Raw genomic sequence first — 22950 nt, 5'->3', positions numbered from 1 at the left:
GTTAATCGTTAAGTATATCATTATCAACCTCTTGCTCGGTTTGTGCTTTTGGCAAATCCTTATTTATAGCATCAAAGCCCTGCCCGTTGCTATCAGCGGTTTCTGCAACTGTTTTTATAACGCCAGCACTAAGGTGTATGATTTTTTCAATCATAATATCACGTTGGTTTAGCACTTCTTCGAAAGCACCAGTACCAAATAATTGCTCGGCAATAGCGGCTTTTATATAATGCTTAATTTCCTCCTTATAGGTTACAAACACACTGCTTGTTCTTCCTTTAATTTCCAAGTACTCTTGAAACTCATCAATAACGGCATCGTCCACCTCATAAAAGGAAATAAAATCCTGACGCGTTTGCTTAGCATAAGCCTCACGGTCGCGTTCTAAATGCTCGAAAGCAAAGTTATTTATTAAGCCACGACGGTATAAATACAATAAGGTTTCGTTATTCATCGCACGGTCTACAGGCACAAAAACATCGGGAATAATACCTCCGCCACCGTAAACGATCTTACCTTTTGGAGTGATAAACTTTAAGGAATCGGCGACTTCAATTTTAGAAGCGTCAAACAGCTCACCGCTTTCAATTCGCGAATAATAGTCATCAAAATAATCACCATTACCCTCGTCGTAGGCACGTTGAATAGAACGTCCTGTTGGTGTATAATATCGCGATACTGTTAATCGCACCGCACTACCATCGCCCAATTGCATTTCTCGCTGCACCAAACCTTTCCCGTACGAGCGACGCCCTACAATAACCCCTTTATCATTATCTTGTAATGCACCGGCTACAATTTCACTTGCCGAAGCCGAGTTTTCATCTATAAGCACATACACCTTTCCATTTTCGAAATCACCACGCGATGTGGCATAATTTTTCTCTATCTGTCCGCTTTTATTTTTAGTAAATAAAATGAGTGTTTTATCCTCTAGAAATTCATCTATAATTTTCTCTGCAACCCCTAAAAAGCCCCCTGGATTTTCACGTAAATCTAGTGCCAACTGGGTAGCCCCCAGTGCCTGAAGTTTATTAAGCTCGGTTTTAAATTCGCGGTAGGTAGACTCGGCGAACCTATTAATTTTTATATACCCTAAACTATCAGCAAGCATATAAGCGGCATCAACACTTTTAATAGGAATATGCCCTCGAGTTACTGTAAACGCTAAGGGTTTAGAATAACCGCGACGAATAATTTCTAAGTTGACCTTGGTATCTATTAGGCCTTTTAATTTTTTCACCAAATCACCATTCTCTAAATCACGACCAAATAGCGAATCGCCATTTGCGGTAATAATACGATCTCCCGCTTTCAAGCCTGCTTTTTCACTAGGCCCACCTTCTAACGTTCTTATCACAGTAATGGTATCATTATGGGTATAAAAACTAATACCAATACCTACAAAATCACCTTTCATATTTTCGGTGACTTCTTGCATTTCATCTTTAGGAATATATACAGAATGCGGGTCTAAGTTTTCTAAAATACCATTTACCGTAACATCTACAATACTATCGGTATTTACATCGTCTACATACTCATAATCAATGTAATCAATAAGGCGGTTTAGTTTATCTTTTTTGCTATTGGATGTAAAAATACGATCGGAAGAGTCGGTGAAATTTAATTTTCCGCCAATAAAAACACCTAGCGCAATAGCTGCACCTAAAACCAATGGCCAGTATTTTTTTTTCATTTTCATTAGGCTTCTAGCTCCTGTATCTGACTGACTTCTATGCCTGCTTTTTCAAGAAATCGCAAGCCTGAATCGTCTTTATACCCCTGGTGATATACCACACGAACAATTCCTGCTTGATGAATTAATTTACTACATTCTTTGCACGGTGAAAGGGTAATATATAAGGTTGCCCCTTTACAAGACTGTGTAGACGATGCCACTTTTAAAATCGCATTAGCTTCGGCGTGCAAGACATACCATTTGGTATAGCCTTCTTCATCTTCGCAAAAATTCTCAAACCCCGTTGGTGTACCGTTAAATCCGTCAGATATTATCATTCTATCTTTAACAATAACCGCACCAACTTGTTTGCGTTCACAAAAGGACAGCTTTCCCCATTCTTTTGCTATTCTAAGATAAGCTTTATCGTACTTTAATTTTTTATGAGACATCTAATTTTAAATGTATTTTGGGCGTATTTTTAGCAGAAAAAGCTAAAAACCAAGCTTTCGGTAGTCGCTTTTTTTAAAACTTTTAAAAAAGAGCTCCACAGTACCTCAATCTTTTACGCGTAACTATACTACGAAGATAGTAGGTTCGCGATATAATAACAATACAATTAAAGAAGATTTAAGAAAAATAGTCTAGACCGTTAAGCCATTAACTCACTGTTCATTAGCATAGGGATAACCAAACCAATAACAATGGCCGACAAAACCATAATCCAATCGCGTTTAGAAAACCTAAAAATCGTTTGCACTAAGTACCCTATAAACAGGACTAAAAAGACAATGATAATTTGAGCTAACTCAATACCCAAAGCAAATTCTAGCATGACTAGAAATTTGTTATCATTAGGCCCTATTAACATTTGTAATTCTCTTGCAAAGCCCAGCCCATGGACCAATCCGAAAAACAAGGTTGAAAAAAACAACACACCTACCTTTTCTTTTTGAGCACCTTTACCTGCTGTAAACACATTAAACAGTCCTATAATTAGAATACTTAACGGAATTAAAAACTCAACAACGGGAACAGATACCTTAACCGCACCGTAAGTTGCTAATATAATAGAAATGGTATGACCAACAGTAAAAACGGTAACCAACATAAGCACACGCTTCCAATCTTTAAACAAGTACGGAACCGATAAAACGATTAAGAATAAAACGTGATCATAAGCATTAATATCCAAAACATGGTTCATACCATATTGCACATTAAACCAAAATTCTTGTAGCATAATAGTTGTCTTAATTTAGGGAAGTATCAAATATACATTAAAAAAGAAAAACGACAACTTTCGGAGTCGTTTTTGTAATTATATACACATAGTAGGTATGACAACCTTCGTTTTCATTAAATCCAATCCTATGCCCCTATCTTTATGTGATTTCTCATACTTCGGAATGACAAGCTATAGATTTAAATAAAAAACCCTTGTTAAATACATATCTAACAAGGGTTTAATAAAATTGTAGCGGTAGTATTTTTTTCACACCATGAGTGATAGTGTTTTTTTTATTTATTATTTATCGGGACTTAAGGGCGTCCAATGCTTTATCTTAATTTTATATCTCCACCATCGGCCATAAGGGTTTGACCGGTCATGTACTGGCTGTCGTCACTTAATAAAAAGGCTACAATTGGAGCCACATCTTTTTGAGGGTCTCCAAAACGATGCATTGGGTTTTTACCTATGATCTCTTCATACTGCTCTGGAAAATGTGCTTTCCATTGCTTAACCCCTTCGGTAAATGCTAGGGGACAAACTACGTTTACACGTATGCCTTCTTCCGCCCATTCGTTGGCAGCCACTCGCGACAGACCTCTAATAGCTTCTTTCGCCGCGGCATAACTTCCTTGGTTTTTCTGACCTAGCAGTCCAGCTCCTGAACCAAAGTTTACAATAGACCCCTTCGTTTTTTTAAGCTCCGGATAAGCAGCTTTCATAAAATGCAAGGTTCCTTTTAACCCCGTATTCATAGACAACTCCCAATCGGCTTCCGTTAGTTCCATTAAAGGCTTTTGGCGTGAAGCATGGGCATTATTAACCACACTAGTTAATTTTCCAAATTTCGAAATAGCGAGCGCTACTGCTTCCTTTGCTATAGATTCTTTAGAAATGTCTCCTTTTAAAAAAACAATTTGATCTGGGTTAGAAGCTACTTTTTCTGCTCCTGCTTCTTCATTTAAATCGACAGCAACCACGCAGGCGCCTCGTTCTGTTAATTCTGAGGTCATGGCACCACCTATTCCTGCAGCACCTCCAGTTATTATAATGACTTTGTCTTTTAAGTTTTTCATGCTAAACTATTTTTAAATTTTTGATTTTTATCTTGTATTGTTATTCCGACCATTCTTCTCGAATATCTCGTTCTAAAGCATCATAGCGCTCTTTTAATTGTGCTGACAACGCTTTAGTGGATGTGTGCAATTGCCTCAGCTGAAAAGCCAAGACCATACTAAAAAGTCCTGCCGTAAAAAAACTTAAGGCCACCAGCATCACCACACTTAAGCCAGCAAAAACAGGATTCCAAATAAGGACAAACGAGAAAACTGCCCCCAGAATACCCAAAATTAATAAGCCTGCCCAATGCCTACTACCGTATTTTTTTATATCCATAGCAAATCCAATCGCAGAAACCGATCGGAATAAAATAATAAATCCGATATAAAAAGCAAGTGTTGTAATAGATAATGCCGGATTAGACAAGAGAAGAACACCCACAACAACCGTCACCACGCCAAAGGCTAAGGTCCACCCCCAACTTTCCAATCGGTCTCTGTTTAAAAATGAAAATACAGCTTCCGAAAGCCCTCCAAAAATAAAAGACAAAGCAAATAAAACAGAGAGGGTTAGCAACGAACTCATAGGCGATGAGAAAGTGACAATACTAACCACAACAAAAAAGAGCCCTACCAATAAAGGAATATACCAATACTTGATAACATCTTTTACCGTTTTTAAAAATAGTGTTTGCATAGTTGTTTAATACGTTTTATTTATAGGTTTATGTGGTGGTTACACTAACGGACAGCTGCCCTTCAATTTCTGTAACACCATCAAAACGCGTTATTATTTTGACATTTTTTTTATGTTATGGATCACCCCTCCATCGACTAATATATCGGTACTCGTTATAAAAGAGGCTGCATCGCTAGCTAGAAAATAGATCACTTGAGCTACATCCTCTGGCTGTCCGTTACGCTTTAACGGCGTGGCTTTCTTAATACCTTCCATACGCTCTGGATGTTCTTCTGCGGCTTTTAATGCCATTGGTGTTTCTATAACACCCGGCGATACCGATACTATTCGCGCTCCTTTAGCACCCCATTTGTTAGCATGTTTATGCGTTAACAACTGCACACCACGCTTCGCAAAATTATACATGGTATCGGAATTGTTATTTACAAATCCACTAACAATATCAAAGGCATCTGACTCTAGAGGATTGGCAAGCGCTCCATCATAAGCGGGATTACTAGGCACGGTATGCGCCATCATTGAAGACAATAAAATAGCTACCGATTCTTTTTCGGCTAAGTCATAAAAGGCTTCCACCAAGAGCTCTGTAGCCACCAAATCGATAGTAAAAACTTTTCTTAAATCGGTAACAGTACCACTAACTCCTGCGGTATGAACTAATGCTTTTAATGCACCTTTACTAGAAACAAACTGGATCAGTTTTTCGAGATCCTTTTTATCGGTAATATCGCAAGCCACACCCGAGACATCAAAACCATCTTTAGACAACTTTTCTACTGCAGCATCAACTTGTCCTTGCGCATAATCGGTTAATATTATAGGGTGATCTTTAAACGCTTGAGCACAAGCTTGACCAATTCCCCCAGCGCCTCCAGTAATCACTATTATTTCTTTTTGCATACTCATTTCTCTTGTTTATTTTAATAAATTAATATCTTGTTATGGCTCCAAAGCCGTTAAATTTCGCTAATTCCCCTTGTGGTAGGAATACAACATCGCCTCCAAAATCCATATTCATTTCCATCATTTCATCATATATATCATCGATTACATTTGAATCATTACGCTGGTAATCGGACACAAAAGAAATACCATCTTCACTTACAATTGCAGGTTGATACAACTCATTCTCAACGAACAGGGTTTCCACGCGCCCTTCTTTTATCGCATTCCATATTTCGAAAGTATCACTCAAAAACGTGTTCTCGGAAACCGCTTTAAGCAATTCTGTTTTACGCTGAATACTCCTTTCACGATTATAATCCGCTACAATTTTCCATGCTTCAGACACAATAGCATGATCTTTTTCAAACACTCTATTCTTATTCAGAAACACATTAAAAATACTATTTTTTTCGTCGGCTACTTTTAAATATTCAGAGAAATTTTCTTCCACCGTACAAATTAATACTGGCAATGGGTTTTGTTTTCTAATCGCATTAACTGCTTTATCCACCTGGTTAAAAAACTCGGCTTTTAAATGCGTTTGCCGTGAAGCATTAGACGCTTCTGCAGTATTACGCGTCGTAAATTGTGTGTTCTCGATAGGGAAAGGCGATTTAATTTCTTTAACCACCTTATCGTTAAAAGCCTCTATAAGTCGTACTTTTTCCTGACTCAAAACCAACACGTAATAATTAGAAGCTTTGTGCATAGCTCGAATTAAATCTCTTGTCGAAAACGTAGTATCAATCACCACACGATCTGTAACCTGGACCGGTAACCTTGTGAACTCCGCAATATCCTCATTAACAAAAAGTACCAAACTGTCTAAATTTTGATCGTAGTCTATTTGCGCCGCAAGGGTTTTTAATTGCTCTACTAAACGTGTAGCTTCAGGTTTTGGCAAATCTTCAACAAGCCTATTTTCGGCCTCTTTGATTAGATTTTTTAGCGTTAATTCATCGTGTAAATATCCTGGTTTTGTTCTGTGGGTGTTCATTATAATGGTGATACAGTTTTCAGAACTTATATTTTTTAGTTTTTTTAATGTGGCATTCATAAATTTAAAATTTTAATATATTAATAAATACATGGTGTAGGTTTCAATTTTGTAGATTGAAAAATCTTTATAGAAAGATCTTATTATTGACTAGGGCCGTAAAGATCTAAGAAGTCTAATAGCGGTATTTGTAAAACGCTTTATTTAACACGTTAAACAGAATAATAAGGTCTAGAAGGATTTGTCGCGGTTTTAACTTTTAGAATCCAGAAGGTTCCCAGCCTCACTATAGGTTAGTTCAACTTCTTGAACCCACCCTTCTTTTGCTAAAACAACTTCGTAAGTAGCGATCCCATTTTTATAAATAGAATGTACCGAGTCAATCTTATAGCCAGCGTAATCTTTTCTAATCGCATTAGCTAATTTAGTTGGAAGCGTCGTTTTAGACATTTCGGCTTCAATCTTAACTTGGTCTCCATTTCTATTAAAGTAAATTTTCCGCTCTAAGAGTCCGCTTTTAAAGGCCACTTTGTAATCATTATTACTACGCTCCCATTCTATGTCTTTTGCATCGGGGTAAGCTTGCAGTAAGCCTTCGGTAAACGTACTTGGAACTTGGGTGTGGATAACCTCTTGAGCGTTTACCATTACACTAACAAATAAGAATACTACTAAAAGCTTAATTTTTTTCATTGCATCTCTATTTAATGATTAATTATAAAGATACGATTAGTTCGGTACAAAACGAACTAAAATATGCTAATGTATTGTTAATCTTTACCTTTACATTATTAAAGAAGGTGTTATTTACCAATACTATTAAGCAGAACGCATTAAAAAGGGGATTATAAAAGTGAAATCACGCTAGAACCGCTTAGTTATAATAGCAGGATTAAAACTAAGGGGTTTAAAAAAATAAAACCTCGAAAAACAATAGTCTTTCGAGGTTTACTTGTACTCAAGGCGGAAGTTAAAGACCTTAATTCACGTTTATTTAATTTCGATTATTATAAGATGATTACATATACTTATTAAGGGTTACAGGAACTTTTGAAGATGACTTTAGTTAACAACTATTAAACGAAATTAAAAATAATTAGTTATTTTCGGCAAATATTCGGCAAAAAAAATGAACGTTAAATACTTTGTTATAAAAGGCGCAAAAAAATATTGTAGCATTTACATTCGCTTCTGGGATAGTAATAGAATTGATCAAAAAACTAAAACAGGATTAAGCGTTGAATTTAATCAATGGTCTAAACCTAAACAGAGATTAAAAGTTTCAGCAACCACTAAGAACGTAGATTTTATAAATAACAAACTAGGAAAACTAGAGAAGTTTATAATAGAAAACTACAATAAAGATTACAATAATAACGTATCTATTTCAAAAAAATGGCTTAAAGAAAATGTAAATTCATTTTTTGACAGACAAACTATTGATGAAGGTCATAAAACATATTTTTTAGACTGGATAAAGCAATATGTTTTAAAATTAGACAAACAACTTCACAACGGAGAAGCCCTATCTAAAAACACTATTAAAAACTATAAGTCCGCAGAACTAAAAATAGAAGCATTCGAAAAGTATAAAAAAAGAAGATATAGACACGAAGACATTAATTTAGATTTCCATCGTGATTTTATTTACTATTGTAAAAACACGTTAAATTTAAACAACAATTCTACTGGCGTTTTAATAGGTAGAATAAAAACCTTTTGCCGCAATATTGAATTCGACGCATTGCCGATTAACCCCATTTACAAGCATAAAAATTTTTACGCTCCAAAAAATGAAACATTCGACATTTACTTAAATAATAAAGAAATAGATAAAATCCTTAAACACGACTTTAGCAACTCTGACAGACTGGATAATGCCCGGGATTTATTTATAATTGGTTTACGTACAGGATTAAGGATTTCAGATATTTCAAAACTTACAGAAAAAAACCTCCTTAAAGATAGTATAAACATTACAACAACTAAAACTAACCAAAACCTACATATACCAATTCACCCCCAAGTTAATCAAGTTTTAAAAAAACGTAACGGAGACTTACCAAAAGCTATTTCGGACCAAAAATTCAATAAGTACATAAAAGAGGTTGCTAAAGAGGTTGGTATAAATTCAGATACTTTTGGATCTAAAATAGACGAAACTACAAAACGCAAAAAAGAAGGTATTTACAAAAAATGGGAATTGGTTAGCAGTCATACTTGCAGACGAAGCCTAGCTACCAACTTATATAAAGAAGGCATCGACATTAGACTAATAATGAAGGCTACAGGACATAAATCTGAAAAGCAATTTTTACAATATGTTAAAGCAACAAACGAAGAACATATTGAGGTTATTACCAAACAATGGAAGAAAGAAATTGAAGATAAAGAAAAAAGGTTGCAATAATTTGCAACCTTTTTTTTTGGTCTTGATATATAAAACCTAACCCATAGAATTAATACGTACAGACGCCTTAACCAAAGCCATTGCTCTAACCTTATTAAGCTCCACGTCTTTAGACTGGTGATGTTGATTTTGAGAAACCAATTTAATATACCTTTCTCCTAGATCAGATTTTTGAATATACTTAACACTTATATACTCCTCACCCGCAACCTCTACCGAAATTAAATACATTTCGCCCCAAAATATATCTGAACTGAAATCATTAATTTGCTTATAAACTACAATATCTCCACTTTTAAGTAGTGGGTACATACTATCTCCAGTGACGAAAACAGCCCCATCACATTTTGGCAAATTTGGAATCTTCAAAGTATCTATTGGCTTATTGTCGCTATTACTTTGAAAAAGACTCACCAATCCTGCTGCAGCTTCAATATTATATAACGGAATTTCTTGATCTTTTAATTCGTTGTCGCTTTTAAGTTTAAAAACTGCGTTTGGCTCACCATTTTTAACAGACTTCATATTGTCTTCCCCTTCTTCGAGAATCATTTCACCTTCTCCAGACAACAACCAATTCCCATCAATACCCTCGCATTTTGCGTACAATAAATCTATATCAAAAGTGTTCCTAGCGTACCAAGAAGCCAAAGTTTGAGGTTTTATTTCTAAAAATCTAGCAAATTCAGCACTACTCTTAAAATTATAATGACTTTTTAAATCGTTAAGAATCAAGTTTTTATCAATTTCTCTACTCATAATGCGTAAATTATCCTCAAAATGTTTTGTTTATATTCAATTTGCGTACTATATTTGCATAAGCACATAACAACTGTAAAGATATGGAAATAATAAGAAACGAAATCACTCTATCTCAGAAGCATTTAAAAACACTAAGAGACGAATTTGGAAAATCGCGACAAACCATTTATAGCGCATTAAAAGATTTTACACAATCCAAATTAGCCAAGGACATTAGAAAAAGAGCTAAAGAACTTCTACAAGAAGAAGTCAACCTTATTGACATATAACCAATTATCCAATTTAGCCATTCACCGATTTATCATTTTTCATAACAATTTATAGATGTTACTAACAGTAAATAATCACTTTCAAAAACAATACCACAAATAACAAAACAGCAACCTGTTTTCAACCTAACACCAACCAATCAAAATGCAAAAACATAAACACACCATAATAGTAGGCAATGAACTAGAAATAGACAACTGCACCTACTTCACCAAAATCGCAGGCAACGCAAACAGCATAAGCATTATAAACATTTACAACACCCAAACAATAAACCCAAAACTAACTTATGGATCAGCGATAAAAGGAAACACAGACGTTGTTTTAGTTTACACTAATAATATCAATATAGATTACATCAGTTTCATACAATACGCACTAAGAGACTTAAACATCATTATGCGCAGAATACACTTTGTATTCCTAGCGCAAACACCCCCGTTCAAACTTAAAACCTATATAACAAGCCATTTCAACATACTAACAGCCTCCAGAAGCTTAAACCAAACTATTAGACCTAATAAACTTAGATTAAAATCTAAAGTATTGAAATTACAAAACTCTATACACCAAGTACAACGCAACAAAGAATACTCACTTACCGAAAAAAACCTATTTACCAATTACCTAAAAAAGCAACTTGTAGACCAAGAACACCAAGTTTACAACCAATAAAACCACACAACCTAAAAACAACCAACCTACAGCAACCTGTTTAACTATTAATACCCACTACAGACAATGACTAAACAAATTTTACAAATAGAAAACACTAATAACGAAGATTTTAAAAATGAAATCTTATTAGGCCTAGAACACTTGCTTTCTCAATACGAGAAAAACACACAAAACAGCGAAAAGCTATTAACCCGAGAAGAAACAGCAAAACTTCTATCCATCTCCCTTGTAACGCTATGGAAATACACAAAAAACGACATTATACCGGCATTTAGAATAGGCACAAAAGTACGCTACAAACAAAGCGACGTATATAACGCCTTGCAAAAAATGAACGAATTCGATTAAACCCAAACATCATGTCAAAAGACCCTGCATTTTTATTCTATAGCACAGACTTCTACGAAGGCACAAGAATGATGCTCCCCGAAGAAAGAGCCTGCTATATTGATTTAATGATATACCAACACCAAAACGGCGGCTACATACCCAACGATTTAAAACGAGTAAAAATGTATTGCTCTGGTGTAGATGAAGCTACCCTACAAGCTACCCTACAAGCTAAGTTTAAGCTATGCGATAAAGGGTGGTATAACAAAAAGCTCAAAAATGTGATTGAAGAGCGCGAAAACTTCTCTAAAAAGCAGTCTGTAAACGGCATTGTTGGACAGTTTTGGAAGCGAGCTAACAAAGAATTAACCAAAACCGAAGTAAAAAAACTAAAATCGCTAACCTCTCAAACATGTAGTAATAACGAGGACTTTAACACTAATTGGCTTAATAAAATCAAAACCCCTAAAGCTATGCTTGAAGCTATGCTTAAGCATTTAGAAAATGAAGATGAAGATGAAATTAAAGATATAAATAGAAATAAAGATGAAGTTAAAAAAGAAAAAACAAAAACACTCAATTTCCCTTTTAACAACTCTAGTTTTCTAAACAGCTGGGAACTCTGGAAGGATTTTAAAAGATCAGAGTTTGGATTTAAGTACAAATCCACAATATCCGAACAGGCAGCATTAAAAAAAATAGCCGAGTTGGCTAACTACAACCACCAAGAAGCAATTTCAATCATCAACCAGAGCATAGAAAATGGTTGGAAAGGATTTTTTAAACTAAACACCCCAAATGGAAAATCAACTCACAACGACACAGACAAAGAACTCACAATTAACCGCCAAACAGCAGCAACTATCGACAGCAATAGCCGCGGTTGGGAAGTTGAGTAAAGTCGCATTTGCAAAAAAGGTTTTGGAATTAGAAAAAATAAGAAACCTAGATAAAACAACAGTTTCACAAGGCTTATCGATGTTGTTCACAAGAATCGCAAACCTATCCGGCATTAAAGACCCAATTAGCCAATTCAACAAAACCGATATAGCCGAAATGATTTTAATGCGTTTTAAAGGCCTTTCTCTAGAGGAGATAGATTACGCCTTTAAACTCGAAAGATACGGCGTGTACAGCTCTAAAACTAAGCATTATCAGCTATTTGATGCAGATTACGTGAGCACAGTTTTAGAAAAGTACAAACAATGGCTAAAACAAACCCGAGTAGAAAACAACATACCGATCGCTATTACCACAACCCAAAACCAGCAAAAAGAATTAACTCCAAAAGAAAAGGAAAACGCTTTAAAACTAGGCCTAGAACGTGTTTACAACGAGTATAAAACATTTAAAACCATACCTGTAGGTGTAAATTACTTATACAACTACTTATTCGATAAAAAAGAAATCAACCCAACAGCAGACTACAGAAAAAAAACCAGACAGCAAGCCATTAGCAACCTAAACCCAACCCATAAAAACGAAATTTTAAAAGCATTAGACGTGTTAAACGGAAAAAGCAACCGTAAACCAAAAGAGGAAGCCATTCAAAACGAATGCAAGCGCATTGCCCTAAAAGACTATTTCGATAATCTCATAAAAAAAGAACGATGCATCCAAAAACCATAACAGTTTACCCTAGCGACATACGTGCAACCAAGGCTTTTAAAAAACTAAACCAAATACAACAAAAACTAGTTTTAAACTCCACAAACATAAAACACATAGAATACGGTTTAAACCTAACCGCAAACCGAGGTTTAGATTTCTGGACAAACAAAGTAGATACCTATTTTTTAAATGTTCGAATAGTAACCGAGTTAAACCAAAACAGAACTAAATAATTAACATTAATACCAACAAGAGCAATGAATAATTTACTACAAAATCAGGCAGGATGCGATCTAATTATTTGGGAAACGCAACCAACAAAAAGAAATAAAAACAACGAAATAAAATTCATTGTCAACAAGAATCAGCCAATAAATACTGGTGATATTATTGTGGGGCAATATTCAGCTGAAAATATTTCTTGCTACGAAATAACAGAGATTGTAGAACGCAAAAAATCAGGAATCTCAAATAAAGATTACCTAACAGCAAAAACAAAATGGTCTAGTAAAAAACCTCCATTTCATGAGTTTAATTTACTAACAAATAACTCGTTTAACAAACTATTTAACCTTTCAAAGTAAACCAAAGGCAACCACTTAGCCCATTTTAAATAAGTGTAAAATTAAATGACAATGTCACAAGAAAACAAAACAAAAAAGCACGGAAAACTACAAGGACCAACCTACAAGCGCATTAAAGGTTTTTACAAATACAACGAAAACGAAGCTTTAAGCGGCGTTTTAAAAAAACACCCGAACGAACGACATAAAAACCTGGTGCCGGACCACACCGAAAAAACATTTGTTTGGCACGCAAAAAAAGGCTTATAATCATTGGGCGCGAAACTTAGCATTTGCGCTTAATACAACCCTCAAATTTAAAATATGGAAACAACCACCACAAAACTAAAGAAACTACCACAGACCCCAACAAAAGGACAAATTTATAGGCTATACGGAAAAAGATATTCCGAACGCCAGAAAAATATTATAAATGAAATTCTAAACGAAGATGGTCAACCCAACACCGACAAAGAACTCTCAAACAGACAATTTGTGAAATTTCTAAGTATTGAAGGGATGCCAGCCGGTTATGACACTAATTTTCCAGGCTACATACCAGAAGTCTATTAATTAAAAAACCCGAAGCCAATGGGGGTTGGATTCGGGGTAATACAATTTAAATAGCACTCAAATTTAGTTTTACAAAGTTATGAAAACAAATGGCTTAATTCGCAAATATTCAAAAACCCATAGGATAGCCTATTACATCAGTACTTCTCACATCTTGTTAGTAACTGGTATTTAAGCAATCTTTCCAAATTTGGTATAAAAGCAATTTTTAATTTACAAGACACGAGGAAGCCCTTTATGCTCTATTACATTGCACTTATCAATTCCTTTGCCTTGTCCAATGTAAATGCTCCATCAACTTCCTTTTTATCAAAAATCATAAAATAAGAAAAGTCGTGTCCAGCTAGTCTTTCCCATTCATTTCCGAGTCTGCATTTTCCTTCGCTGTCAGAACCATCTAAATGGTCTCCTTTCGTTTCTATTAAAATTGTTTTTCCAGATTTAGTTCTCAAAATAAAGTCAGGATAATGATTGGCTTTAAATCCGTTGATGTAAAATCCTTTTCCTCTTTCTAAATTTCTATGCCAAAACTCAATATTAGAAGAAGTTCCGATTTCCATTATTACTCTTTCCTCAAAATTATTCATTGTTCCTTCTTTTTCGTACAATGAGTTTCCGATTGAAGAACCAACGCTTCCAGGAACAATTTCCTTTCCTAATTTCCAGTTTTCTTTTGCAGTTATTCGTTTTGATTTAATTAAATCCATAAACCTCGTTTCTGCGTAAGCGTCCGATAATTTTCTAATGTGTGCTTTTATTTTGTCGGTATAACTCCATTTTCTAACTAAAATGTCACGCATTTGTTCTGCGTTCATTCCTTTTAAAATTCTACCAACATAAACTTTAATTTCTTGGTCTGGAATTGGATACATATTTCCAATAATCTGCATAATTTGGTGCGTTATATCGCTTATTTGGGCATCTTTTGGTTTGGCTAAAATGTATTCTGCAATTGGGTCTTTTACTTGACTTTCTTCAATTTTCACCCAATCTGGTGTATAATTATCTTTTACAGTTTCTGTTAAATCTACTTTATATAAATCTGATGAGATTTTGTCAAAGTCAATTTTTATATCTTCATCTGAAAGTTTGAAATCTTTCAATAAAGATTCTCTGTTCAATAATTCTTGGTCAGTACCAAAAATGTCACTTGCTGTTACTTTTAGAAAAAATTGAGGAAAATCTATTTTATCAATAATTTCTTTATTTGCTTCTTTTACTCGATAACGTTTTACTTTATCTCCCATTTCTTGAAAAATATTTTCGTCAACTGGTTGTTTTTCTTGCTCCTGTATTTGCTGTTCTAATTCTTTGTTTTGTTCTTCTGCCATTGTTTCTATTTCTGTAATTACAGAAGTATCTTCAATGTCTTCTTCTTTCGCATTTGGGTCAAAAGAAATACGCCCTTTATCAATTGTTTCTTCTTCAGTTTCTTTTTGTTGCTCTGGAAATAGAAAAGAATCAACAGGATTTACAACTTCTTGTTGTTTTTCTTCTTCTGTCATTTTATCTGAAACTCTGTGTTCATTCCCACTAAATCCAGATGCTTTTAAACCTTCAACAATACTTTGCAAAGTGTCATTAAATTTTGCCGAAGCTGTTAGCACATAGGAAAGATTTAATTGAAATGCTTTATGTTTTTGAACGTAAGGTTGACGAAGTACACGACCTAAAATTTGTTCAACATCTACTGCACTTGATTTGTCAGCCAATGATGCCAAGATGTATGCAAAAGGACAATCCCAACCTTCTTTCAAAGCATTTATTGTAATTATGTAACGAACTTCACAATCTTTACTCTGTAAATCTGGAATGCTTTTAAGTTCATCAATATTCGCTGTTTTGATTTTTATTTGATTTTCGGGAATACCTAAACTCAATAATTGTTCTTTTAGTTTCTCAAAAGTTGTATTGTCGTTTTTTGTTTTTGGTTGTGCTTGAAATAAAACGATTGGGCGAATGTATTTACCGCCATCTTTTTCTTGCTTTATTGCCAAGTTTTCCAATTTGCGTTGTAAATGCAAAGCATTGTTTATGACTTCTGTTTTATCGTGATTGTTGTAAACGATAACAGGAAGTTTAACCATATGTTCCTTTTTTAATTCTATTGCAGGAACTAAACTCACAATATTACTATTGTCTTTTGGTGTTGCTGTTAAATCTAAAATGAATGATGGATTTAAGTTTTTTAGCATATCTACGCTCAAATCACTTTCTGCATTATGGCTTTCGTCAACCACTAAAACAGGATGCAAACTTCTAATTACATTTATTAAAGCTGTGTCGTCAACATCTTCTAAAAGGTGATTTCTATTTGCGTATTGTGGAACAAAAGATTCTAATTGTCCGTTTTCTTGATAGACTTTTCTGTCTTCTTTATTTTTTGCTCTTAAACTTGCAAAACTCAAAACAAAAATGCTCAATTGTTCTTTTACAACTGTTGGATTAAAATTTGAACCTTGCAATAAATCTTCTTTTTGGTAAATCTCAACTTTATTATTAAAAAGAGCATTTAGCTTTTGGCGATAAGGATGCTCTGGATTTGATAAAGCGTTTACAGTTTGTTGTAATAAATTACTCCAAGGAACTAACCAAATAACTGCTTTTGTTTTACTTGTATCGTAAGCTGAAAAAATAGAATGTAGAGCGTTTACAGCAATAAAGGTTTTTCCGCCAGCTGTTGGCACTTTTATACAAACGTGTGCTGAATTTGGGATGTTATTTTTGTAAGGTTGCATTCCTGTATTATCCAAAGGATTATATGGCCCAATCTTATCTTCCCAATATTGATTAAATGCGAGCGATACATTTTTATATTCTTGAACATATACTAAATATTCCTCAAGATTTTCTATTACTTTATGTTGGTAGCTTTTTAATTCCATAATTTAAAATCTTGTAATGTCTCTTGGTATTTTTTTGAATATGATATTATTTTTAGCCATAAAATCTTTAGGAAGCAAACAGTTATCTGCATAAATAACATATTGTTCTCCTTTATTTTTTATAAGTTCTAAAGCATCAAAATCTAAAGTTGTTAGTTTGCTTTTTTCGTAGATGAAATAATAAACTGAATCATCTTTTTTGCCTAAAAAGTAATTAATTTCTTTTGGAGGTTTAAAAGGTGTTCTTGTTTCTGAAAACCAAATGTATTCTCGTATTTTTTCTGTGCAGACTTCTTCGTTTAAGTTTTGATTATCATCAAAAATCGGTAAGCCTAATTCATAAAAATCGAAAGTCCCACCAGTACCTTCAACTGCTTTTTTGTCTTTGCCATAACCTTTGGCAACTCTCTTTACTCTTTCAGCAGTAATGCCATTAGCATAGTCTTCCATTTCTACAAGAATAAACTTGCGATTACCACCATCTTGTTTGTTTAAATTTAAAACTGCTTGAGCTGTTGTTCCTGAACCAGCAAAAGAATCAAGAATAATTGAGTTTTTATTAGAAATAATATTTAGCAAATGCATTATTAATTTTGAGGGTTTTGAATAGTCAAATACCTTACTTTTAAAAATATTTTTTAGTTCTATATTTCCATCTCTTGTTAATCCATTTTCAAGCAAGATTGATCTTGGTTTAGTTTTGTATTCTTGTCCATCATCTGAAAATTGATACATTTTTGTATATACTTGCCACTCTCCTTTTCTATTCTTAACAAAGTCGATTTTACCCAGTGATAGTTCACTTTCAAACTTTTCTTTACTCCATCTCCAAATTGTTGGTGGCAATTTGATAGTTCCATCTGGCATTAATATTTCATAGTTTAAATTAGGACGGTTTGAATCTATACCTGTTTGATGTAAGTTTTTTCTTTTATAAGCTCCGTATTTTTCAAAATTATCATCTTTGTATTTATATTCTTGCCTCAATTTTTCTGAAAGACCTGTGTAAAACCTATCTTGATTTGTTATATTCTTACAATAACATAACAAATATTCGTGATCATTAGCAAAAAATCTAGCATCAGCTCCTCCGCCTGCTTTCTTTTTCCAGACTAATGTTGCAATATAATTTCTTATTCCAAATATTTCATCGCATATCAACTTCAAGTTGGCTTGCTCATTATCATCAATAGAGATAAATATTGCTCCATCATCCGCTAAAAGCTTATGCAAAAGCTGTAATCTTGGATACATCATACATAACCATTTGTCATGTCTTGTTAAATCTTCTCCATCTTTACCAACAACTTCTCCCAACCATTTTTTAATTTTTGGATGGTTTACATTGTCATTATACACCCAACTTTCATTTCCTGTGTTATATGGTGGGTCAATGTAGATGCACTTTATTTTTCCTTCGTATTCTGGCAATAAACTTTTGAGAGCTTCTAAATTGTCTCCGTGAATTATTTTATTTCCGCTTTCCGTTGGTTCAGTTTGGTCGCCATTTTTAGCTGTAAAACCATATTTATGTTCCAATACTCTGAATGGCACATCTTGGTGGTGGCTAACTACTTTATCTTTTCCTATCCAGTTAAGTGTTGGCATATTCTTTATTCTCTTTATTAGGTATTATTAATTATTTCACGTCCAGATCTAAAATATTGGCAATATCCATTAAGGTTTCCAATCCCGGTTGTTGTCTCTATTAAGCACAAGCATTTACCATATTGTAGCTTTTGCCCAGTTTTTCAACCAACCAATTTTGTTTAACTCCTTTCGGATCCAGCACTTCCTTTCAGGTGTTCTTTTTCTGCCACTAAAATAGTCAAGTATTTTAATTTATCTCAATAAATAGGATGTAAAGCGTCAATATTCTAAAGGTGAGTATGTGTGCTCGGAAAGGGCTAGCTCTTTTTTTTGTCAAGCGTTGGAATTGAGCATTAGCAAGAAAATAAATATGATTTACATCACTTTGTATTTTCAGTTTATGGAAAATGGGACTGTACCGGATTAGCTGCTATTGTTAAATAATCACAAGCAAAAAAGTTCAAGAGGGCTTTCGCCAGTAGGCGAGAAGCCAGCAATAAACTATATATGATATTGTTTGCAGTGCCTATTCTTGTTCATTGAAAGTAAGACCTTCTATTTCGCAAAATGAAACTAAAGTATCAATTTCTTTAATCTTTTTGTGTCCAGTTTTCTTTTCTTCTTTTCTCGTTATGACTACATTATATAGTTTTTCCCATTTTATCTTCCAAGACATCTCTCTTCGATCACTATCAAGGTAACCAGTCGAAATTTCAATCAATTTTTGTTCTTCACTAACACTTTCAAAAGTATAATGACCTGTTTTGAGATTTAACGCAGTAAATCGACCTGTTAAATAGACATCTCTGGAATTATCATAAACCAAATCATTAATATTGTTTAAAATATCTCCAGCTAAAGAATAACTTATTTTTTTTGAAGTATTGAAATTGGACGTGCTATTTTGATAATTTAAATTAAACTGAATTTTAGATTTTTTAATTATTCCTAATAGTTTTTTATAACTATCAATTACCGTTTTATCAACATCTTTTATATACGCAGTAAATTCATTTTTATCAGATGAACTCTGAAAAAACTTTACTAAAAACTCAACATACCTATCTTCTACACTAATCAAACTTGGGAAATTAGATTGTTGTGAAGCAGGTTTAAATAATGCTCCAAATGACCTTGAAGTATTGCCAAAATAATGAAAAGAAGAAGCTTGTAGAACTGCTTGTTCATCAAATTTATTTTGACTGTTTTTTGATTTTGTTTTATTAAAATTAGATCTTTCCTTTACTATAAACGCTTTCCTTATTCCTTTATTTATCTTGCTAAAATCATTTAAGGATTCAGCTAAAATTTCGAGTTCAATAGTGCCTTTCCCAATTTTTGAGGATTCATTATAGTAAGCTTGTAAAACTCCAACATTTTGCTTTTCTGAAATATATTTTAATTCGTCATCTGAATTAATACTTTGGAATTTGTAAAAACTATTTTTTTCTGGAAGATAAGATTCTGGAATATCTTTAAATTCGATAATAGATAAATTGTTGTAATTTAAATCGTTGTCAATATCTACTTTATAAAAATTACCAATATTTTCGTCAGTCATAAGCTCGAGAAGTGACTTCTTCTTTTCAAGATATTTATCTAGAAGCTCTTCTGATGTTCTGAAAATTAACCATCGATTAAAATCTTGATTAGTATCAACCCAATAGAACAAAAAGTTTTCATTATAAATAGTTTCAAAGTGAGATAATAATGGACCGTCAAAGTAGATTAAGTCTTTAATCTTAATCATCTTTGGTAAAGAATTTTTCGGTATGAGTGTTTCTTTAACCTGTTCCATTATAACTCTTCGATTATATTAAACTTCTTTGATAAATCAATATCTTTAAATTCGTACATATCAAAGTGAGTTATTTCGTCTTCGTCAGTGATATGCCCATCTTCTTTTTCAATTATACCAATTGCAATATGTGTACCAATTACTTTTTTAAAGTTCTTAAAGGTAGCTATCAAATCATTAAATTTATCAATTGCACCTGATTTTTTTCCATACATTGATAAACCCAATGCTTCGCATCTCTCCAGTTCTGATTTTGAAAGAAACCTTTTCGGATTAATCTTTGCTGGTGGAAGAAAATTGTTTGGATGTGCATTGTCCGAAAAAACAAATCTGAATGATTCTTTTTCGGAATACTCAAAATATTCTGATTGTGGACAGTTACAGATATTTTTGATTTGATCAAAATCAGTTTGGTATTTGTAGACTTTATTCATATGATTTTTCAATATATTGATAATATCTCGTCATTTCCGCATTACGTTCTCCTATCACCGTCAGTTACGGCTTTTAAGTTATTAGTTTTCGGTTCAGCACTGAATTTAGCAATTTCGAGTCGATTCGTACGTAGTTGAATGTGTCATAATTGAGATTACACATTGTTATGCTCGGTTTTTTATTCAAAACTCAACATTATTCTAATCCAAATCCAATTCAGGAAAATTATGAGTAATGTAGTTATATCTACCCAAAACAAATATTTTCCCCAAAGTGTATAAACGTTATGTTTTCTCTTATGATGTCCATGCATGTAATGACGAATTAATTCCAAGATGAATATTGGCCAAACAAATATTCTCAATAAAATCATTAAAGCTACTCTCCATTTTTGTTCGCCAAAGCAAAGAGTAATCATTGAACTTGAACTAAAATGCCCACAAATTTTTTTATATGAAAAATTAAATGTGTTCAAGAATAAAAGTCCGATGAAAAGATAACTTTTATACCAATCCAATAATTCAAGTCCGAATAGTTTGTCAATCGGAAAAGTCAATGGAATTAAAACTATATCTCGAATTTTTGCAACAAAATCCAATCCGTATTTTATGAAATCAACCCATTTTACGAAAGCTGGGAAAATATCATCTCCAAAGTTAATTAGTCCAAATGCTGTCATAAAAACATTGAACGGGAATAATATTTTATTTAAAGTCTTTTTCAATATGTTATGGTTTGGTCAAATTGCGCACAACGGCAGTCTGTCTCAAAACTACACTAATTTTCTTTTAAATTCAGTTGCAGGGTTAAGATTTCCGTATTTCATGAATTTTATAAAATTTCTCGGGAATGCGATTTTTAAAGCTTCCTGAGTGGATAATTGGGTTATAGCAAGCAATATAACCCCTAAAAACGAATTGAGCGCAGCGCAAACGGCCGTTATATCGAACTTTACACCGAGATTAAAGAGTCGTTTAAGGTTGTAGGCAAGGGTCATCAAGCCGGCATCTGCCGAAGCCACGGCTATCTTTCTTTTGGTAATTATGTAATCAAAGCCCCACTGGCGTTTTAAGGTGCCGTAAGGGTGTTCGACCAGCGCCTGACGTTGTTTATAGCGTTGTTTGTTCTGGGTCACTCGATGGGCATTAGCTTCTATATATGGGGCGTACTCACTGCGTTGAACAATTTTTCCGTTTTTTGCCTTGGTGCATAAACTGCGAACTGAACAACCTTTGCACGCCTTGGTTTTGTACTGTTTAAAAGTGTAGTTTCTTGTTTTATAGTGGCTTTGGTTACTGGTTAGTTTATGTCCTTCGGGGCAGGTGTAGGTATCGGTTTTTTGATTGTATATAAAATTCTCGGCATTGTACTTCGGATGCGGTGCCTGGCTAGCACGCCCAATGGCGGGTATGGCCACAAGCGTTTTAATGTCTAGCTGATGGGCCGTACAAAACTCGCTTCCGGTATGATAGCCTTTGTCGTAAAGGGCGGTAAACTTGTTGGTTCGTAAAATGGATTTGGCCCGGCGCAACATCATGCCCATGGCTTTCTTATCGTTTTGATTGGTTAGTTTGTAATCGATAAGTATTTTGTTTTGATCATCCACAGTAGTTTGAAGTGTGTAGCAAACCTCAGTGATCATTCCCCGTACAATTTGGTGTCTACTATCAGGATCTGATGTGGATAATTGCGGATTTTCCGAAGTTTTGTCCGCCTGGAGCTCCTGTTTGATACGGGTGTATTTCTTGTGGTGTTTTTTATGCTTGGCTATCTCTGTGCTGAGCGCTTCTGCCTTATCTCCGTCTGCTTGTTCTAATGCGAGGCTGTGTTCTTTGAGTTTATCCTCGATATAGGCCAGATGCCGTTCAATTTTCTTTTTGTTGTAATTGTTTTTCTTGCTGTTTTGTGCCCGAAGTTTTGTAGAATCTCCAGCAATTAACAATCCTCCAATAAGGTTAAAGTTTTTGGCAATCTCAACGCTGTAACGAAAAACACGTTTGATGGCCTTAGGGTTTTCTTTTCTAAATCTCGCAATGGTATTGTGATCTGGTTTTAAATTTTTCAAAAGCCAAATTACTTCTAAATTACGATGACATTCTTTTTCTAATTGTCTAGAGGAACGCATACGGTTCATATAGCCATAGATATACAATTTCAATAAATCTGCAGGGTTATACGGTGGTCTTCCTTGAGAGGGTAAAGGCTCAAACCCCATCTCCTGTAGGTCGATGCTTTCTACAAACTGATCGATAAAGCGTACCGAGTTGTCTTGCGGGACCATGTCGTCCAAACAGCTAGCATATAAAGCGAGTTGTTGACGGTTTTCTCCTTGTTGATATTCCATACCTTAAGATACAAATAACCAAGGCAGCATCTAAAGAGAGTGCAATGAGTTTTCAACAAACTTATTAAGTTTTGAGACAGTCTGACGGT

At 34.1% G+C, this 22950-nt stretch carries 25 protein-coding genes and 1 pseudogene; 10 read left to right on the top strand and 16 right to left on the bottom strand.

From position 1 onward, the window contains the following. Position 1: 1 nt before the first annotated feature. The 8 genes from BLV64_RS09730 to BLV64_RS09695 form a co-directional block, all read right to left on the bottom strand. Complete coding sequence (locus BLV64_RS09730; RefSeq protein WP_092134629.1) at positions 2–1705, bottom strand: S41 family peptidase; 1704 nt, start codon at positions 1703–1705, stop codon at positions 2–4. Further along, complete coding sequence (locus tag BLV64_RS09725; RefSeq protein ID WP_092134626.1) at positions 1705–2133, bottom strand: deoxycytidylate deaminase; 429 nt, start codon at positions 2131–2133, stop codon at positions 1705–1707. The genes BLV64_RS09730 and BLV64_RS09725 overlap by 1 nt, the downstream gene beginning before the upstream one ends. Positions 2134–2333: 200 nt before the next feature. After that, positions 2334–2924 carry a HupE/UreJ family protein gene (locus BLV64_RS09720; protein WP_092134624.1) on the bottom strand — a complete coding sequence of 197 codons (591 nt, stop codon included), beginning with the start codon at positions 2922–2924 and terminating at the stop codon, positions 2334–2336. 317 nt (positions 2925–3241) lie between these two features. Further along, positions 3242–3988 (bottom strand): SDR family NAD(P)-dependent oxidoreductase, encoded by a 747-nt coding sequence (locus BLV64_RS09715; protein WP_092134621.1) that lies wholly within the window; start codon positions 3986–3988, stop codon positions 3242–3244. Between the two features lie 40 nt (positions 3989–4028). Then, positions 4029–4667 (bottom strand): HdeD family acid-resistance protein, encoded by a 639-nt coding sequence (locus BLV64_RS09710; RefSeq protein ID WP_092134619.1) that lies wholly within the window; start codon positions 4665–4667, stop codon positions 4029–4031. Positions 4668–4760: 93 nt separating this feature from the next. Beyond that, positions 4761–5570, bottom strand: a complete 810-nt coding sequence (locus tag BLV64_RS09705) for an SDR family oxidoreductase (protein WP_245705896.1) — start codon at positions 5568–5570, stop codon at positions 4761–4763. A 28-nt stretch (positions 5571–5598) separates the two neighbouring features. Next, positions 5599–6672: an AOC03_06830 family ribosome hibernation factor gene (locus tag BLV64_RS09700; protein WP_245705895.1), complete on the bottom strand. Its 1074-nt coding sequence runs from the start codon at positions 6670–6672 to the stop codon at positions 5599–5601. Positions 6673–6864: 192 nt separating this feature from the next. Next, a complete protein-coding gene (locus BLV64_RS09695) occupies positions 6865–7305 on the bottom strand; it encodes a PepSY-like domain-containing protein (RefSeq protein WP_092134614.1) in 441 nt (146 codons plus the stop codon). A 436-nt stretch (positions 7306–7741) separates the two neighbouring features. Here BLV64_RS09695 and BLV64_RS09690 point away from each other — a divergent pair, with 436 nt between their 5' ends. Further along, a complete protein-coding gene (locus tag BLV64_RS09690) occupies positions 7742–9022 on the top strand; it encodes a site-specific integrase (RefSeq protein ID WP_092134611.1) in 1281 nt (426 codons plus the stop codon). Between the two features lie 36 nt (positions 9023–9058). Here BLV64_RS09690 and BLV64_RS09685 read toward each other — a convergent pair whose 3' ends face one another. Further along, positions 9059–9781, bottom strand: coding sequence for a LexA family transcriptional regulator (locus BLV64_RS09685; protein ID WP_092134608.1), 723 nt, complete (start codon positions 9779–9781; stop codon positions 9059–9061). 83 nt (positions 9782–9864) lie between these two features. Between BLV64_RS09685 and BLV64_RS09680 the strand changes: the two genes are divergently transcribed. From BLV64_RS09680 to BLV64_RS09640, 9 genes are all read left to right on the top strand, one after another. Next, complete coding sequence (locus BLV64_RS09680; protein ID WP_245705894.1) at positions 9865–10053, top strand: ATP-dependent Lon protease; 189 nt, start codon at positions 9865–9867, stop codon at positions 10051–10053. Positions 10054–10198: 145 nt separating this feature from the next. Continuing rightward, complete coding sequence (locus BLV64_RS09675; protein WP_092134605.1) at positions 10199–10729, top strand: hypothetical protein; 531 nt, start codon at positions 10199–10201, stop codon at positions 10727–10729. A gap of 66 nt (positions 10730–10795) precedes the next feature. Continuing rightward, positions 10796–11080 (top strand): helix-turn-helix domain-containing protein, encoded by a 285-nt coding sequence (locus BLV64_RS09670; RefSeq protein ID WP_092134603.1) that lies wholly within the window; start codon positions 10796–10798, stop codon positions 11078–11080. A gap of 11 nt (positions 11081–11091) precedes the next feature. Further along, the gene (locus tag BLV64_RS09665; RefSeq protein WP_092134600.1) at positions 11092–11961 is read left to right on the top strand and encodes a DUF1376 domain-containing protein; all 870 of its coding nucleotides are present in this window, start codon (positions 11092–11094) and stop codon (positions 11959–11961) included. Beyond that, complete coding sequence (locus tag BLV64_RS09660) at positions 11861–12691, top strand: hypothetical protein (protein WP_143034145.1); 831 nt, start codon at positions 11861–11863, stop codon at positions 12689–12691. Before BLV64_RS09665 ends, BLV64_RS09660 begins: the two co-directional genes overlap by 101 nt. Beyond that, entirely contained in the window at positions 12673–12906 is a 234-nt protein-coding gene (locus BLV64_RS09655) for a hypothetical protein (protein ID WP_092134595.1), read from the top strand. The genes BLV64_RS09660 and BLV64_RS09655 overlap by 19 nt, the downstream gene beginning before the upstream one ends. Before the next feature lie 24 nt (positions 12907–12930). Then, positions 12931–13257, top strand: a complete 327-nt coding sequence (locus BLV64_RS09650; protein WP_092134592.1) for a hypothetical protein — start codon at positions 12931–12933, stop codon at positions 13255–13257. 51 nt (positions 13258–13308) lie between these two features. After that, positions 13309–13506: a hypothetical protein gene (locus tag BLV64_RS09645; RefSeq protein WP_092134589.1), complete on the top strand. Its 198-nt coding sequence runs from the start codon at positions 13309–13311 to the stop codon at positions 13504–13506. 54 nt (positions 13507–13560) lie between these two features. Continuing rightward, positions 13561–13809 (top strand): hypothetical protein, encoded by a 249-nt coding sequence (locus BLV64_RS09640; RefSeq protein ID WP_092134587.1) that lies wholly within the window; start codon positions 13561–13563, stop codon positions 13807–13809. A gap of 245 nt (positions 13810–14054) precedes the next feature. Here BLV64_RS09640 and BLV64_RS09635 read toward each other — a convergent pair whose 3' ends face one another. From BLV64_RS09635 to BLV64_RS09605, 7 genes and pseudogenes are all read right to left on the bottom strand, one after another. Next, positions 14055–16694, bottom strand: coding sequence for a DEAD/DEAH box helicase (locus BLV64_RS09635; protein WP_092134584.1), 2640 nt, complete (start codon positions 16692–16694; stop codon positions 14055–14057). Positions 16695–16697: 3 nt separating this feature from the next. Then, positions 16698–18302, bottom strand: a complete 1605-nt coding sequence (locus BLV64_RS09630) for a site-specific DNA-methyltransferase (RefSeq protein ID WP_092134581.1) — start codon at positions 18300–18302, stop codon at positions 16698–16700. 31 nt (positions 18303–18333) lie between these two features. Further along, positions 18334–18486 (bottom strand): annotated as a pseudogene (locus tag BLV64_RS14735) (transcriptional regulator). Positions 18487–18810: 324 nt separating this feature from the next. After that, positions 18811–20082 (bottom strand): DUF6575 domain-containing protein, encoded by a 1272-nt coding sequence (locus BLV64_RS09620; protein WP_092134578.1) that lies wholly within the window; start codon positions 20080–20082, stop codon positions 18811–18813. Next, on the bottom strand, positions 20082–20516 hold the full coding sequence (locus tag BLV64_RS09615; protein WP_092134575.1) for a hypothetical protein: 435 nt from the start codon (positions 20514–20516) through the stop codon (positions 20082–20084). Before BLV64_RS09615 ends, BLV64_RS09620 begins: the two co-directional genes overlap by 1 nt. Before the next feature lie 179 nt (positions 20517–20695). Beyond that, complete coding sequence (locus BLV64_RS09610; RefSeq protein WP_143034144.1) at positions 20696–21241, bottom strand: hypothetical protein; 546 nt, start codon at positions 21239–21241, stop codon at positions 20696–20698. 48 nt (positions 21242–21289) lie between these two features. Further along, positions 21290–22861: an IS1182 family transposase gene (locus BLV64_RS09605; protein ID WP_245705875.1), complete on the bottom strand. Its 1572-nt coding sequence runs from the start codon at positions 22859–22861 to the stop codon at positions 21290–21292. Between the last annotated feature and the right edge of the window lie 89 nt (positions 22862–22950).

It is taken from the genome of Bizionia paragorgiae (assembly GCF_900107625.1).
In the GTDB taxonomy this organism is placed as follows: domain Bacteria; phylum Bacteroidota; class Bacteroidia; order Flavobacteriales; family Flavobacteriaceae; genus Bizionia; species Bizionia paragorgiae.
Note: the sequence above shows the minus strand (reverse complement) of the source record. Positions and strands in the feature narration are given on the sequence as shown.